The organism is Kitasatospora kazusensis (genome assembly GCF_039529945.1).
GTDB lineage: Bacteria > Actinomycetota > Actinomycetes > Streptomycetales > Streptomycetaceae > Kitasatospora > Kitasatospora kazusensis.
In genome coordinates this window covers 109,674-124,258 of sequence record NZ_BAAANT010000016.1, presented here as the reverse complement: position 1 = coordinate 124,258, position 14,585 = coordinate 109,674, and the positions used below count along the sequence as shown (strand labels likewise).

Below are 14,585 nucleotides of genomic sequence, written 5' to 3'. Positions count from 1 at the left end.
ACGGGCACCGGCACACCTACGGGCACCGGCCGCGCGGCCGCAGGGCGGCCGCGCACCCGGTGCCCGCCTGTCGCGGGAGCCCCGGTCAGGACTCCTCGGTGCCCCCGGGCTGCGCCACTCGTTTCCGGCGCCCGAGCAGCACGCCGCCGGCGATCAGGACGATGCCCAGCAGCGCAGCGATCCCGGGCAGGGTGGTGCTGTAGAGCTCGATCGCCTTCCGGCCCTTCTGGGCGTCGTGCACCGCGTCCCGTACGGCCTGCGGAGTCTGCTGGTAGCCGACGTCGCTCACCGGCAGCAGCTCGATGAACGCCCCGCCGTTCGGGTTCTTGATCCCGGCCGTGCGCTGCTGGGAGCGGTCGACGTCGACCACCACGCCCGTCTCCGGTTCCACCCAGAAGGTGTCGTTCCCCTGCTGGGTGTACGAGAGCGGCACCGGGTCGCCCAGCGCCGGGAGCAGCGCGCCGAGTTGCAGCTTCGCGGCGGGGGTCAGCGGGCCGAGCTGGACGAGGAGCTTCAGCAGGCTCTGCGGGAGCGCCTTGGGCAGCCCGGCCAGCACCTGTGCGTCGGCGATCGGGGCGGGGCCCGCCTTCACCTCGTACACGTAGGTGTAAAGTCCGGCGTGGGTCTCCGACCGGGAGTACGTCACCGGTGTGGTGCTCGCCGTCTCCGGCACCCAACCGGTGTAGTTCTGCTTCTTCGCACCGAAGGGCCAGCTCACCGTCAGTCCCTGGGCGTCGACCACGGACCAGCCGCCCGGATGCTTCGTCACCGGCTCCAGGCTGCGCCGGTCGAGCGCGTACTCCCAGGTGGTCTTCTCGACCGTGGCCCCGGCCGCACTGGTGGTCCGGGCGTCGCTGGTCAGGGCGGTGTTCCCCGAGGTCTGCTCCACCCGTACGCGTCGGTCGACGGACATCGGCACGTTGTGCTTCAGCGCGCCCACCAGATCGCCCTTGGCCACCGCCAGCGGGTCGAGCAGAGTCCGGAACGCGCCGGCGTAGGAGCGCTGGGCGTCGGTGTCGCTCGGCAGCCGGGCCACGTACCTCGGCGTGACGAAGAACGCCGTGACGGCGGCCGCCGCGATCAGGACGACGCCGAGGACGACGGCGGTGAGGACGACACCGCCGGAGCGGAGGACCTTCGCTCCTTGCATGGGCTGGCCCCTTTTTCTGTTGTGCGGTCCACCGGCCTGCCGCTGGACCTCTGTCGAGTACTCAGTTCCACCTGTATCCCCGGTGGCCGCACTCCTGCGGCCGCCCCGGGGCCGAACGGGCGCAGGAGTTCAGCCGCCCGGAGTCGGCCGCCGTCCCCGAGAAGCGCGAAGTAAGGTGCAAACGTGGTGGTATCCGTTCTCAGCCAGGAGGCACAGGCCCCGCCGGGCCGCCGTCGGCGTCTGCTGATCCTGGCGATCTGCTGTCTCAGCCTGTTCATCGTCGGGCTCGACAACACGGTGGTGAACATCGCACTGCCGTCGATCCAGCGCGACCTGCACGCCCCGGCCTCCGGCCTCCAGTGGACCATCGACGCCTACACCCTGGTGCTCGCCTCCCTGCTGATGCTCTCGGGGTCGGTCGCCGACCGGCTCGGCCGCCGCCGGGTGTTCCAGGCCGGCCTGCTGCTCTTCGTCCTCGGCTCGCTGCTCTGCAGCCTGGCGCCCGACCTGGAGCTGCTGATCGCCTTCCGGGCCCTGCAGGCGGTGGGCGGGTCGATGCTGAACCCCGTCGCGATGTCGATCATCACCAACACCTTCACCGAGCCGCGCGAACGGGCCCAGGCGATCGGCGTCTGGGGCGGCGTGATCGGTCTCAGCATGGCGCTGGGCCCGCTGATCGGCGGATTCCTGGTGGACGCGGCCGGCTGGCCGTCGATCTTTCTGATAAACGTCCCGGTCGGCCTGGCCGCCTGTGCGCTGACCTACCGCTACGTACCCGAGTCGCGGGCGCCCAGGCCGCGGCGGCTGGACCCGGTCGGGCAACTGCTGGTGGTGGTCCTGCTCGGCGCGGGCACCGCCGTGATCATCGAAGGGCCGGGGCACGGCTGGACCTCGCCGGTGATCCTGCTGCTCGGCTCCCTCGCGCTGCTCGCCCTCCTACTGCTGCCCTGGTGGGAGCGCCGGGTCGCCGAGCCCCTGATCGACCTGCGGTTCTTCCGCAGCGTCCCGTTCGGCGGCGCCACCGTCACGGCCGTCTGCGCATTCTCGGCGCTCGGCGGGTTCCTCTTCCTGAACACCCTCTACCTCCAGGACGTCCGGCACTACACCCCGGTGGTGGCCGGGCTGTGGACCCTGCCGATGGCCGCCATGACGCTGGTCTTCGCGCCGCTCTCCGGCCGGATCGTCGGCCGCCGGGGGCCACGGCTGCCGCTCCTGGTCGCCGGCACGGCGCTGGGGGCGAGCGGGCTGGTGCTCACCCGGCTCACCGCGGACTCCCCGGCGGCGCTGCTGCTCCTGGCGTACGCGCTGTTCGGCGTCGGTTTCGGGATGGTCAACGCACCCATCACCAACTCCGCCGTCTCGGGCATGCCCAGGGCGCAGGCGGGAGTCGCCGCCGCGGTGGCCTCGACGAGCCGTCAGGTCGGCCAGTCGCTCGGCGTCGCGGTGATCGGCACCGTGGTCACCACCGCCGTCGCCGGTCCGTTCGCCACCGGCTTCGCGGCAGCCAGCCACGTCGGCTGGTGGATCGTGACCGGCCTCGGCGCGGTCATCGCGCTGCTCGGCCTGGCCACCACCACTCCGTGGGCCGCCCGGACGGCCGCCGAGGTCGCCCTCCGGCTCGACCCGGAGCGCGGGGCCCCGTAACCGCCGCCCCGTAACCGCCGGGAGTACGGAGTGGCCCCGGCGAGCGGCTACGATGACCAGTACGGCGGACGAGCCGGCCGGGCGGTCGCGTCGGGTCCCTTTCGGGGCCCGCCGAGGAACGTCCGGGCTCCACAGAGCAGGGTGGTGGGTAACGCCCACCCGGGGTGACCCGCGGGACAGTGCCACAGAGAACAGACCGCCTGCGGCTCCGGCCACAGGTAAGGGTGAAACGGTGGTGTAAGAGACCACCAGCGACCGAGGTGACTCGGCCGGCTAGGTAAACCCCACCCGGAGCAAGGTCAAGATCGGTGCCCTCGGGCACCGTGCGCGGATGACCGAGGGCTGCTCGCCCGAGTCCGCGGGTAGACCGCACGAGGCTGTCGGCAACGGCAGCCCTAGATGGATGACCGCCTCCCCGGGCCGCGCAAGCGCCCCGGGAGACAGAACCCGGCGTACAGGCCGACTCGTCCGTCGGCTATCCGAAGGAAGGCCCCCTGGCCAGCGTAACTGCAGGCCAGGGGGCCTTTTCTGTGTCCTCCGGAGGGCATACGGACTCCCACTCGTTCGGGCCTTTCCGGTCCGATTCCGGGTGCCCTGCGGCGGTCGTGTGGCGGTGGCGCGCTCCTGACCAGCGACCGCACCCGGGTGCGGGCGGTGCCGGCCGACGGTAGCGGCGTACGCACATCGGGTCCGCTCGGAGAGGGCCCGCTCGTCCTTCCGGGAGCCGGCCACCGGCCGGTGGCGCGCTGGGGAATGTGCTTCGGGCCGTCGAGGGGGCCTGGCAGGCTGTGCCTGGCTCATATCCACCCCGTAGAAATAGGAAGCACCATGACCTCGGTACAGCTGAGCACCAACTTCGGCGACATCGTCATCGAGCTCGAAGACGCCAAGGCGCCCAAGACGGTGGAGAACTTCCTGTCGTACGTGCGCAGCGGGCACTACGACGGGACGGTCTTCCACCGGGTGATCAACGGCTTCATGATCCAGGGCGGCGGCTTCACGCCGGAGATGGCGCAGAAGCCGACCCAGGCGCCCGTCGAGAACGAGGCCGACAACGGGCTGAAGAACACCGCCTACACCGTGGCGATGGCCCGGACGAACGACCCGCAGTCGGCGACGGCGCAGTTCTTCGTCAACGTCTCGGACAACGGGTTCCTCGACTTCACGGCGAAGAGCCTGTCCGGCTGGGGCTACGCGGTCTTCGGCCGGGTCACCGAGGGCCAGGACGTCGTCGACCGGATCAAGGCCGTCCGTACCGGTTCGCGCGGCGGGCAGCAGGACGTGCCGACCGAGCCGGTGGTGATCGAGAAGGCGACGGTCGCCTGACCGGCTGTCGCCGCCCTCGGCCGGCTAGGTGCCGCCCGGGCACGTGCGCGGCCGCCCGGTGAGGCGGTCGCGCCCTGCGGGGTCGACACCCCGTCGGCCGGTCCGTCCGTTCGGGAACTTCCGGGCACGGGGTCACCTGAACGGGCGACAGGTGCGTGCCAGGGGCCCGGGGAGCCGGAATGGTTCGGATACCCTGCTGTCTCCGTACCCGTTCAGGGGCCTGCCCGTCGGGGTGGGCCGGGCGGGCTGTCCAGGGGGTGCCGGTGGGTGGCGGGCTCAGGGTCGATGCGGCCGAACTGCGGGCGTCGGCCGGGTTCGCCCGGACGGCCGGTGAGGAGCTCGGTGGTCCGGTCGACGCCGCGCTGCGGGACAACTCCGTTGCCACGGCCCGGCTCGCGGGCTGGTCGATCGGCCCGGCCCTCGAACGGATCGGTGCCGACTGGGCGCCCGCGCTGGCCGCTCTGCGCGCCCGGTTGGCCGACACGGCCGCCAGTCTGGAGGCCGCCGCGCAGGGGCACGAGTGGACCGACCACTCGGTGGCGGAACTCATGACGGGCACGGCCGCCCGGTGAGTTCGCGCTACTCGCTCCTGCTGGCGCTCGACCCGGAGGAGCTGCACGCGGCGGCGAAGTCCTGGCGCGCGCTGTCGCGCCAGCTGGAGGAGACCCTCGCCCAGCACCGGTCGAAGGTCAACGGGCCGCTGCGGCAGGCGGACTGGCGGGGAACCGACGCCGATGCGGCGTTCGCCTCGCTGGACCGCGACGAGCAGCAGTACGACGTGGTCCGGGTCGAGGTCGAGGCCGTCGCGCTGGTGCTCGACACGGTGGCCGACCGGATGTCCCAGGCGCGGACCAACCTCGGCAACGCGGTCCTTTTCGCCGAGTCCAACGGCCTCCAGGTCTCCGGCGAGGGGCTGGTGGCCGGACCGGTGCCGCCGGCGGCAGACCGGCACGACCCGGACGCCCGGGCGGCGGCCGACGCCGTCCGGGCCGTGCGGCGCGCCGCGCAGGACCGGATCGACGCGGCGGTCGCGGCGGCCCAGGAGGCGAGCGACGAGGGCCGGAACGCCCTGGGTGACCTGCGGTCGAGCGTCCTCACCCGGCCCCGCGCCTTCGGCGCGGCCGCCGAGTCCGTCCGGGACGCCGCGAACGCGCAGCGGGCGCTCGGCCTGGCGGAGCCGTACATCCCGGACAACGGGGATCCGGGGAGGAACGCCGAGTGGTGGAAGTCCCTCACCCCCGAGCGGCAGGAGGACTACCTGACGCTCCACCCCGGCCGGATCGGCATGCTCGACGGGCTCCCCGCCACCGTCCGCGACCAGGCCAACCGGCTGACCCTGGACCAGCAGCTCGACGCCCTGCACGCCGGGACGCCGACCGGGTCCGGGTTGACCGCCGAGGAGTACAGCGTCCGCGAGAACGCCCTGCGCGCACTGAGCGAGCGGCTCGACCGGGCGGACGGGCGGGACGGCTCGCGGCGGCTGCTCCTGCTCGGGCTCGATCCGGCGAAGGGCAAGGGCCGGGCCGTCGTCGCGGTGGGCGACCCCGACACCGCCGACCACACCGCGATCCTGGTGCCGGGCACGGGGACGACCCTCGCGAGCATGCCGGGCCAGATCGAGCGGATCGGGAGCATCCAGAACGCCGCCCTGGACAGGGCCGACCCGGGTCAGCGGGTGGCGGTCGTCTGCTGGCTGGGCTACGACGCACCGGAGATCGCGCCGAGTGTGGCCACCACCGGCCGGGCCGAGGGCGGGGCCGAGGACCTGCGCAGGTTCGTGGACGGCACCCGGGTCGCGCAGGGCGGCCGCCACGGCCATCTGACGGTCGTGGGCCACAGTTACGGATCGACGGCCGTCGGGGTGGCCGCCCGCGGCGGCGGACTGCGGGCGGACGACATCATCGCGGTGGGAAGCCCCGGCATGGGCAGCGAACACGCCCGGGACCTGAACATCGACCCCGGTCACGTCTGGGTCGAGGCGGCCGGTGACGACCCGGTCGCCGACTACGCGAGCGGGCTGACCCTGGGTCCGAGCCCGTCGCTGGACGGCTTCGGGGGTACCGCCGTCGAGGTGGACACCCACGGCCACAGCGGCTACTGGGACCCGGGGAGCGAGAGCCTGCGGAACCAGGCGCGGATCATCGTCGGCAAACGGCCCGGCACCGTCGCGCGGATACCGGGGCCCGGTTCCGCGCCGTCCCACTGACGCCCGTCCGTCCGCCCGCTCCATCGGCCTCATCCACCCCGCCTGTCCTGTCCACCCGACGAGCCCGCCCGACGAGTCCGGCCGAGGAGCCCGCCCGATGGACCAAGCCCGCCTCGGCGCCTCGCCGCGACCGTGCCCCGCGTCCGGCGGAACCGGGCGCCACCGGCGTGCCGGTACCGTCCTGGCTGCCGTCCTGCTCCTTGGAGGCTGCATGTCCCACTCCGCCGAGAACGCGCCTCTGCCCGTCATGGCGAAGAGCGCCGCGCAGGACTGGGCGCAGCACATGACCGCGTACATGGCTCAGCGGGCCGGCTTCCGGCTCACCGAGTCCTCGGTCAACCCGCACTTCAGTCCGTGCGTCGGCAGGCGCGACGAACTCGCGAACGACGGCCGCTACAGCCTGAGTTACTCCGTCTCCGGCTCCGTCCCGCTGGCGCAGCACCCGGATGCCGTCCGGCGCATCCGGGATCTGCTCAAGGAGCGGGGCTTCGAGGTCGGCAGCTACCGGGAGACCGCCGCCGACGGGATCGACGCGCTGCTGGACGCCCGTGAGCCGACGAGCAGGTACCTGGTCAGCGCGGAGACCGCCGGTGGCCCCGACCGGCTCCTGCTCACCGTCAGCACGCCCTGTCTGCTGCCGCCGACGGCGGCGGGTGCGGCGGGCACAGGCTCCGCGTCTTCAGGACCCGCAACGGGCTGAGCAGGGCGGTTCGCGGTGTGCCGGGTGTCAGAACAGCAGGATCGGCTCGGCCGGCTCGGACTCGTCCTGGGGGAGCGGCAGTTGGAAGTCGAGTGCCTCCAGCTCCACCGGGCGCAGGCTCGCCGAGCAGGAGACCAGTTCGGCGCGGCGGGCGCCGTCGTGCGGGGCGTCGTGGCGGCTCAGCCGCCACTGGCCGGGGCCGCCGCCCGGCAGGGCGGCGATCGTCCGCCGACAGGTGCCGCATGTCGTCCTGGGCATCTTCACGGTGTCCAGCATGGACCCGGGGTCTGACAGCTGCGGCCCGGGCCGGCTGGTCCGGGCCGCAGCGGGGCGCCCTGCCGCACCGCGCGGGGAGGCGGGTGGGGCGGCGGGGCACCGGGGTGCCACCGAGCCGGGCGGTGCGGTCCGTAGGCGTGCTCGGTACGGGCCGCCCGCGCGGTGGTTCATTCGGGCCGGAGCCACTGGCCCCAGTGCGTGGGGCTCTCCACCTCGCGGCAGCAGGGCCGGGGGCAGTCGTCCTCGTCGTCCTCGGGATCGGTGACGAAGGTGCTGGTGCCGGCGATTGTTCTCGGGATCTTCTCGCGGTCCATCGGATTCCCCTCCGAGTTGGCAGAGGCTGACACTACCTTGGGTAACCAGTCGTGTACACGACGAGTTCGTGAAGGTCGTGTGGAGGCCGAAAATCAGCGGTTTCGGAAGGTGCCCACCGTCGAACCTCCGTACGAGCGACCCGGCCGCCCGCCCTGCGCGGGCCGGCCCTGTCCCCGGCCCTACGCACGAGCCAACGCACGGTCCTCCCCCCGCCCGCCGACGGCGCGAGGGCCAGGCTGCGCAGCGGTGACAGTCGCGCGCCGCTGCCGCTGAGCGCTCTCGGTGCGGGCTCCGGTCAGGGCTGGTCGGCCGCCAGCTTCTGGAGCGCCGCCAGGGCCGGCTCCGCGTGCTCGGCCGCGACGAAGAGGTGGTCGTGGTGGAAACCGGCCACCACGTTGCAGCTGATGCCGACCTCGGCGAGGCAGCCGGCCACGGCGGCGGTGAGGCCGACCGCCTCCAGGGCCGAGTGGATCTCCAGGGTGATCCAGGCGGCCACGTACTCGTAGGGCAGGCCCAGCGAATCCGCCTCCTCCTGCGCCACCACCACGGTCGGGCCCTCCGCCTCCGCGACCGTCACCACCGGCCGCAGCCCGGCCGGGACTCTGCCGGAAAGTGTGCAGTACACGTACCGCCCGGGGTTGAGGACGGGGCGCATCCCGCTGAGCAGCTTCTGAAGATCTCGTTCGCCGGCCATGGCCGTCACGTTAGCCGCGCACCGCGCGGGTGTCCCGTCCCGTCCGGGATCGCCGCCCCGGCGTGTCGCCGGGCCCCGGCCCGGGGCGCGGCGGGAGATCCCGGGCCGGGCCGGCCGGTCAGGCGGGCGGGCGTTCGTCCAGTACCTGCTGGAGCTTGCCGGTGCGCGGGTTGGTGACCAGCTCGGAGCGCGGCACCCACTCGACGGTGAGGTGGTGGATCGCGCCGAGCTCCACCTCGGCCGGGTAGAGCGGGCGGGCGGTGTAGACGGCCTCGACCAGCCGCTCGCCCAGGCCGGCGGGCGGCTCCTCGACGTACCCGAGGCGCAGGATCAGGCCGTCCCGTCCGTCCCAGCGGCGCTGCACCAGCTGCATGCCGGAGATGTGGTGCTCCGGGTCGGCGGTGATCAGCACCGCGCGGATCTCCTCGGTCGGCATCGCGACCGTCCCGACCCGGGCGCCCTCGGCCGACCGGCCGACCAGCCGGAACCGCCGGCGCTCGACGTCGACCCACTCGGCGCGGTCGCCGGTCGGGTACCGCAGGATCGGCATCAGGGTGCGGAACAGGTTGGTCACCACCAGCCGGCCGGGCACGCCCGTGGCCGTGACCGGCTCGCCGGTCACGTCGTCGACCAGCTCGACGTACGTCCGGTCCGGGAAGGCCTCGTGCACGCGGACGTCGTCGCCCGGCACCGGTGCGCCGACCAGCCCCGCGTCGATCGAGGCGTAGCCGACGGAGGAGACGGCCGCCTTCGGGAAGGCGCGGGCGAGGATCGGCCGCAGGTCGTCGAAGAGCAGGTCGCCGCCGAAGAGCAGCAGTTCCACGGAGTCGGCGACCTGGCCGCGCCGGACGAGGCACTCGGCCACCGAGCTGAGCTTCATCGGCTCGCCCGCCAGCACGTGCACGCCGAAGCCGGCGATCAGGTCGGCGACGTACTCGTCGGACGCGGCGCCGCCGACCGGCAGGCGGACGTTGTCCACCGGCGCGTGGTGCAGGGCAGCCTCGATGTAGAGGAACCCGCCGTAGAGCTCGCCGGCGCAGAACAGGTTGGCCACCCGGTGGCCCGGCTTCAGCCCGGCCCGGACCATGCCAGCGCCGAACGCGGTCACCGAGTCGGCGTGCTCGCTGCGCGTCCAGGGGGAGAACTTCGGGACGCCGGTGGTGCCGCCGGTCCGGTAGACGCCGGCGTCGGTGAGCGGTCCGGTCAGCAGCCGGTTGTCCGGCCAGGTGTTCGCGGCCCAGAAGGCGCCCTGCTCGATGACGGGCAGTTCGGTGATGTGCGAGACGGTCTGCGGCACGTCGCGGTACGCCTGTGCGTAGAACGGCGAGTTCCTCCGCGCGTGGTCGACCAGGTCCTGAAGCGGTTTCGCGGGCACTGCTCCTCCTGTGGTGTCAGCCTGTGTGGTCAGCGGGACTGCGGCCGGTGGGGTTGCGGGGGGAGGGGGCCGGGTTCGGGCTCCGGCCTGCCGGTCCAGGTGCGGGCCAGTGTCTGCACGGCCGAGCCGTCCCGGTCGGCCAGCTTGTGCCCCAGGTACTCGGCGGCCCACCGGTTCGCCGGGATCCGGAAGGCCGGCCGGTCGGCGCGCAGGGCCCGCACCACGACCTCGGCGACCTCCCGGGCCGGCTGCCCGGCCGCCTCCCAGCCCTGGCCGCCGATCCGGTCGAGGTAGTCGGCGAAGACGGACGCGTACGGGCCGGAGGCGGCCTGGACGGTCGCCCGGTCGATGTCCGGGAAGACCCCGAACGAGGTGTCCGGCACGAAGCCCGGCACCACGACGGACACCCGTACGCCCAGCGCCCCGGCGACCGGGGCCAGGCTCTCCATGAACCCCTCGACGGCGAACTTCGCCGCGCAGTACGCCTCGTTGAACGGCTGGCCGACGACTCCGTGCACGCTGCCGATGGTGACCAGCCGCCCGTGGCCGACCCGCAGCAGCGGCATCGCGGCCCGGCTCACCGCGACCACGCCGAAGAAGTTCACCTCCAGGTTGGCCCGCAGCGCCGCCGTCGTCGACATCTCCATCGTCGGGTCGGAGTTGGAGACACCGGCGTTGTTGACCACCGCGTCCAGCCGCCCGTACGTCCGCGCGACACCGTCGACGCAGGCCGTCACGGAGTCGGCGTCGGTGACGTCGAGCCGGCGGACGTCCAGCGTGACACCGGCGCGCTCGGCCGCCTCGCGCAGCGCCCCGGCCCGGGCGGGCTCCCGCATGGTCGCCACCGTGGTGAACCCGGCCTCGGCCGCGGCGACCGCGGTGGCCAGGCCGATCCCCGAGGACGTGCCGGTCACCAGCACGATCCCGTGCTCCGCCGTCATGACGCACTGTCCGTCAGCTCGTCCGGCACCCGGTCCACCGCCGCGGCCGTCCCGGCGCGCTGCCGTTCGGCCGCGTCGAGCAGCGGCTGGATCCGGACGGCCGGCAGGAAGGAGCAGGCCGCCAGCAGCGTACCCACGGCCATCACCACCCGCGCCGCGTCGAGGACCCCGAGCGAGCCCGTCAGCAGGGTGACGCCCAGACCGCCGGCGAGGGCGGCCAGCGGGATCACGCCCCAGGTCGCGGTCCGGAACGCCGCGTGCATCACGCCCTGGTTGCGGGCGGACATCCGGGACTGCCTGGCGGGCGCGCTGCACACGTTGATGCACGACATGAAGAAGCCGTAGCAGCCCATCGTCACGGCGATCACCGGCCCGGCCGCCAGGGCGGGCGCGGCGAGCACGCCGAGGCCGGCCAGGCAGTGCAGCAGCAGCGCCCAGGCCAACGTCCTTCCGACGCCCAGCCGTTCGCTGATCCTCGGCGCGACCACGGCGCCGGCCAGCGCCCCCACGGCCGCGACCGACATCGCCGCACCGAAGGCGCCGACGGAGAGGCCGAGCCCCCGGTACGCGAGGACCGGCAGCACGGTGACGAAGACCGGCCCGCCGCAGTTGAGCGTCACCGCGGCCACCACCACCCGCCGCAGCACCGGGTCGGCCCAGTTCAGCCGGAAGCCGAGCGTCAGCCGCTGCCGGACCGAGCCCGGCACGACCGTCCGCTCGCCCCAGGGCCGCATCCGGCCGAAGCACACGGCCGAGACCAGGTAGCTGGCCGCGTCCACCAGCAGCGCGCCCACGCCCAGCGCGCTGTAGAGGCCGGCCGCGATCGACGGCCCGGCCACCTCGGACACCGAGCCGCTGCCCTCCAACCGCGCGTAGGCACGGACGATGTGCTGCTCCTCCACCACGGCGGGGACGGCGACCAGGTAGCCCACGTTGAAGAAGATCGTCGCGCCGCTGACCACCGCCACGCAGCCGAACAGCAGCGGGGTGGACAGCAGGCCCAGCCAGTACGCGAGCGGGACGACCCCGACCGCCGCCAGCCGGACCAGGTCGCAGACCAGCATCGTCCGGCGCTTGTCCCACCGGTCGACCAGCACCCCGGCGACCGGCCCGAGCAGCGGGATGCCCAGGTACTGGGCCATCGCCACGACGCCCACCTGGAGGGCGCTCGCGTGCAACACGAAGATCATCAGGGTCGGCACCACGAACACGGTGACCCGGTCGCCGACCGTGCTGACGCTCTGGCCGAACCAGAACAGGTCGAACCCGCGCCCCAGCGAGGCTGGGCGGCGCGGTCTCAAGGCTCCTCCCGGACGACGGAGTTCGAGGTCTTGCCGGTCCGGTCGTTGCTGATCAGCGCGTCGACCGCGCGCAGCCGGAAGGACTCCGGATCGTGCAGGAAGGCGGTGCTGAGCGTGAAGGTCGCGGACAGCAGCTCGCCGCGCAGCCGCTCGACGTCCACCGCGGCGCCCCCTGCGGTCAGCAGCAGGACGTCCACCCCGCTGACCCGGCCCTGCTGCCGGGTGATCAGGACCTGCGCCCGGGAGACGCCCGGCTCCTGCTCCACCCGCGCGACGAGGTCGTCCACGTGCAGCCCCAGGCCGCGCACCTGCACCACGCCGTCCCGGCGGCCCAGCACCCGCATCGCCCGGCCCGGCCGTCCGCACGGGCAGGCGACCAGCCGCCCGGCGTCGCCGGTCCGGTACCGCAGCACGGGGTTCAGCATCTCGGGGTCGAGCGTGGTGAAGTCCAGCAGCTCGTCCGGGCCGACGTGCACCAACTGCTCCGGCAGCGGGTGGAAGGTGTCGTCCGGGCAGTCGGGGGTGTTGGTGCCGACGACCCAGGTCTCGGTGCTGCCGAACATGCCCCAGCGGCGCGCCTGCGGCGCGACCACGGCCATGTCCTGCTCGATCCGGGGCTGCCACGCCTCGCCGAGCCAGAGCACCTTGCGCAGCGCCGGCAGGCTCAGCCCGGCGGCGCGCGCGTGCGCGAACCACAGCCGCAGCACACTCGGCGTCCCGCCGATCGCGGTCACCCCACGGGCGGCGAAGAAGGCCAGCCACTCGGCGTACTCGCCCTCGGAGACCGAACCCAGCGCGATGACCTGGCACTGCGCCAGGTCGGCCAGGGCCGCGACCAGGAAGTGCGCGCCCCACATCCGGCCGGCGCCCCAGGCGTTGACGAAGACGTCCGCGCGGTCCAGCGGCTGCCACTGCGCGTGGACGCCCGCCATGTAGAAGCCGGTGGGCGCGTAGCCGAGCTTGGGCGCGCCGGTGCTGCCGCCGCTCTGGAAGAGCCAGGTGGCGCCGTGTTCGGCCTTGGGCTCCAGGTGCGCCAGGGCGGTGTTCAGGTCGTCCTTCACCAGCGGCGCGAGCGCGGCCAGGTCGTCGAGGTCGAGCAGCTCGCCCCGGCCGGCGTAGCGCTGCGCCAACTCCGGTACGGTCTTCAGGCGTTCGAGCGAGCGGCGGGCGACGTGCAGGTGCGGGCCGGCGGCCTCCGGTGACAGGGAGAACGGCTCCGTCATCTCGGTCTCGTCTCTGAACTGTCGGCTCTGGAAACGATGTTCGTGCCGCTCGTGGCGAATGTGCCGACGGTGCGGGCGACGCCGTCGGCCAGCCACTTCGCGTGGGCGTCCCGGTAGGCGGCGAAGCGGGCACGGGTGATGTCCCGTTGCACCGCGCGGTGCGGATCGTCGAAGTCCGGGGCGATCACCCCGTCCGGCTCCAACTCGGAGAACCAGAACCGCTCCCCGTCGAACAGGAAGTCGACGCAGAAGAACGGGATCGGCAGCCGCTCGGCGAAGTAGGCGGCCGCCTCGGCGAGTTCGTCCGGGATGGCGGCGAACTCCATCGTGCCGCCCCGGCTGGCGTTGGCCACCGGTGAGCCGGCCTCCGGGGTCCGCTTCAGCACCGCGTACGGCTTGCCGTCGATCACGTACACCCGGTAGTCGACCGTGCCGTCGCCGAGGTACGGCTGGACCACCAGGGTGGTGTCGCCGCCCTGTGCCAGGCTGGCCAGGCCCCGGACGTCCTCGGGGCCGTGCGCCAGGTTGATCCCGCCGCCGCCGCACCATCCGGCCGGCTTGACGATGGCCGGGTAGGTCATGTTCGCCAGCGCCACCTCGTAGACGTGCTTGCCGACGTCCCGGCCGGTGCCGATCCGGACCGACGGGATCGGGGGCACGGGGGAGCCGTCGAGGTGGAGCAGGGTGGCCAGCTTGTCGTTGCCGATCAGCGACATCTGCGGCGGGAAGGGCAGGTAGAAGCCCGCCTGCTCCAGCACCGCGTACAGCTCGTACTGGTTGAAGACGTCCATCGACTGGTAGGGCAGCGAGTACAGCGCGGTGATGAAGAGCGTGTCCTGCGGGGTGACCGGCTCGTCGTCCACGTAGACCAGCGGCCGGCCGCGCACCGTGGCGTCCACCGTCACCGCCTCGGGCGCGTGCCTGGTCCAGCTCATCCCCGCGTCCGCGGCGACCTCCGCGTAGAGGTCCCAGAAGTAGTGCCGCCACATCGCGGCCGTCCTGGTGGACTCCCGGTCGGGGAAGATCCAGCACATGCGGCGCAGCGGACCGCCGGGGACCGGCGTCGGACCGCCGCGCTCCCGTGTCATGGGTAGGGTCATCGTCGTCCTCACAGAGAAGCGGTCGAAGGCCGGTCGGCAGGGGTGGCGCTCCGGCCGGGGACGCTGCGGCAGGCCGCCCGGCCGGACGCGGGAGGGTCGTCCCCGTCCGATTCCACGAGGGGCAGCACGGCGTCGGCCGACGGGGGAGGCCGGCCCGTGCGACGCCGGGTGTCCGACAGGTGCGGATCGCGGGTGTCGGGGGTCGGATCGACTCGGCGCCGGGCCGGGGCGTCGCATCGGTGTCGGGGCTCGTCCGGTCCCGTTTCTCCAGCATGGCTCGGGCGCGTCGCTGGAGGGCCGGCCGGTGCTCTCGCACCGGCCCGCTCCGGACGGG

General features: G+C 73.4%; 14 protein-coding genes and 1 other RNA gene. 6 read left to right on the top strand and 9 right to left on the bottom strand.

Annotated features, from left to right (window positions below):
* Positions 1–85: 85 nt before the first annotated feature.
* The gene (locus ABD330_RS16265) at positions 86–1,150 is read right to left on the bottom strand and encodes a porin PorA family protein (RefSeq protein WP_344465500.1); all 1,065 of its coding nucleotides are present in this window, start codon (positions 1,148–1,150) and stop codon (positions 86–88) included.
* Between the two features lie 183 nt (positions 1,151–1,333).
* Between ABD330_RS16265 and ABD330_RS16260 the strand changes: the two genes are divergently transcribed.
* The 6 genes from ABD330_RS16260 (at position 1,334) to ABD330_RS16235 (ending at position 7,026) form a co-directional block, all read left to right on the top strand.
* Positions 1,334–2,794 (top strand): MFS transporter, encoded by a 1,461-nt coding sequence (locus ABD330_RS16260; RefSeq protein ID WP_344465498.1) that lies wholly within the window; start codon positions 1,334–1,336, stop codon positions 2,792–2,794.
* A gap of 69 nt (positions 2,795–2,863) precedes the next feature.
* An RNA gene (rnpB, locus tag ABD330_RS16255) (RNase P RNA component class A) lies at positions 2,864–3,265 on the top strand.
* A gap of 357 nt (positions 3,266–3,622) precedes the next feature.
* The gene (locus ABD330_RS16250) at positions 3,623–4,120 is read left to right on the top strand and encodes a peptidylprolyl isomerase (protein ID WP_344465496.1); all 498 of its coding nucleotides are present in this window, start codon (positions 3,623–3,625) and stop codon (positions 4,118–4,120) included.
* A gap of 263 nt (positions 4,121–4,383) precedes the next feature.
* Positions 4,384–4,692, top strand: a complete 309-nt coding sequence (locus ABD330_RS16245; RefSeq protein ID WP_344465494.1) for a type VII secretion target — start codon at positions 4,384–4,386, stop codon at positions 4,690–4,692.
* A complete protein-coding gene (locus ABD330_RS16240) occupies positions 4,689–6,326 on the top strand; it encodes an alpha/beta hydrolase (RefSeq protein WP_344465492.1) in 1,638 nt (545 codons plus the stop codon). Before ABD330_RS16245 ends, ABD330_RS16240 begins: the two co-directional genes overlap by 4 nt.
* A gap of 211 nt (positions 6,327–6,537) precedes the next feature.
* Positions 6,538–7,026 (top strand): hypothetical protein, encoded by a 489-nt coding sequence (locus ABD330_RS16235; protein ID WP_344465489.1) that lies wholly within the window; start codon positions 6,538–6,540, stop codon positions 7,024–7,026.
* 27 nt (positions 7,027–7,053) lie between these two features.
* On the opposite strand, the gene ABD330_RS16230 is transcribed toward ABD330_RS16235, so the two are convergent.
* The 8 genes from ABD330_RS16230 to ABD330_RS16195 form a co-directional block, all read right to left on the bottom strand.
* Positions 7,054–7,284 (bottom strand): hypothetical protein, encoded by a 231-nt coding sequence (locus ABD330_RS16230; RefSeq protein WP_344465487.1) that lies wholly within the window; start codon positions 7,282–7,284, stop codon positions 7,054–7,056.
* Positions 7,285–7,469: 185 nt separating this feature from the next.
* Complete coding sequence (locus ABD330_RS16225) at positions 7,470–7,616, bottom strand: hypothetical protein (RefSeq protein WP_344465485.1); 147 nt, start codon at positions 7,614–7,616, stop codon at positions 7,470–7,472.
* Positions 7,617–7,912: 296 nt separating this feature from the next.
* A complete protein-coding gene (locus ABD330_RS16220) occupies positions 7,913–8,311 on the bottom strand; it encodes an ACT domain-containing protein (RefSeq protein WP_344465483.1) in 399 nt (132 codons plus the stop codon).
* Positions 8,312–8,429: 118 nt separating this feature from the next.
* Positions 8,430–9,686 carry a phenylacetate--CoA ligase family protein gene (locus tag ABD330_RS16215; protein ID WP_344465481.1) on the bottom strand — a complete coding sequence of 419 codons (1,257 nt, stop codon included), beginning with the start codon at positions 9,684–9,686 and terminating at the stop codon, positions 8,430–8,432.
* A gap of 29 nt (positions 9,687–9,715) precedes the next feature.
* Positions 9,716–10,627 carry an SDR family NAD(P)-dependent oxidoreductase gene (locus tag ABD330_RS16210; protein ID WP_344465479.1) on the bottom strand — a complete coding sequence of 304 codons (912 nt, stop codon included), beginning with the start codon at positions 10,625–10,627 and terminating at the stop codon, positions 9,716–9,718.
* Positions 10,624–11,928, bottom strand: a complete 1,305-nt coding sequence (locus ABD330_RS16205) for an MFS transporter (RefSeq protein ID WP_344465477.1) — start codon at positions 11,926–11,928, stop codon at positions 10,624–10,626. The genes ABD330_RS16210 and ABD330_RS16205 overlap by 4 nt, the downstream gene beginning before the upstream one ends.
* Positions 11,925–13,151: an AMP-binding protein gene (locus ABD330_RS16200; RefSeq protein WP_344465475.1), complete on the bottom strand. Its 1,227-nt coding sequence runs from the start codon at positions 13,149–13,151 to the stop codon at positions 11,925–11,927. Before ABD330_RS16200 ends, ABD330_RS16205 begins: the two co-directional genes overlap by 4 nt.
* The gene (locus ABD330_RS16195) at positions 13,148–14,239 is read right to left on the bottom strand and encodes an ATP-grasp domain-containing protein (protein WP_344465473.1); all 1,092 of its coding nucleotides are present in this window, start codon (positions 14,237–14,239) and stop codon (positions 13,148–13,150) included. The genes ABD330_RS16200 and ABD330_RS16195 overlap by 4 nt, the downstream gene beginning before the upstream one ends.
* Between the last annotated feature and the right edge of the window lie 346 nt (positions 14,240–14,585).

What these genes read in the sequence shown, in the direction of transcription:
- ABD330_RS16220 (WP_344465483.1), bottom strand. Translation starts at nt 8,311, where the DNA reads ATGGCCGGCGAACGAGATCTTCAGAAGCTGCTCAGCGGGATGCGCCCC.
- ABD330_RS16210 (WP_344465479.1), bottom strand. Translation starts at nt 10,627, where the DNA reads ATGACGGCGGAGCACGGGATCGTGCTGGTGACCGGCACGTCCTCGGGG.
- ABD330_RS16225 (WP_344465485.1), bottom strand. Translation starts at nt 7,616, where the DNA reads ATGGACCGCGAGAAGATCCCGAGAACAATCGCCGGCACCAGCACCTTC.
- ABD330_RS16230 (WP_344465487.1), bottom strand. Translation starts at nt 7,284, where the DNA reads ATGCCCAGGACGACATGCGGCACCTGTCGGCGGACGATCGCCGCCCTG.
- ABD330_RS16195 (WP_344465473.1), bottom strand. Translation starts at nt 14,239, where the DNA reads ATGACACGGGAGCGCGGCGGTCCGACGCCGGTCCCCGGCGGTCCGCTG.
- ABD330_RS16200 (WP_344465475.1), bottom strand. Translation starts at nt 13,151, where the DNA reads ATGACGGAGCCGTTCTCCCTGTCACCGGAGGCCGCCGGCCCGCACCTG.
- ABD330_RS16235 (WP_344465489.1), top strand. Translation starts at nt 6,538, where the DNA reads ATGTCCCACTCCGCCGAGAACGCGCCTCTGCCCGTCATGGCGAAGAGC.
- ABD330_RS16250 (WP_344465496.1), top strand. Translation starts at nt 3,623, where the DNA reads ATGACCTCGGTACAGCTGAGCACCAACTTCGGCGACATCGTCATCGAG.
- ABD330_RS16265 (WP_344465500.1), bottom strand. Translation starts at nt 1,150, where the DNA reads ATGCAAGGAGCGAAGGTCCTCCGCTCCGGCGGTGTCGTCCTCACCGCC.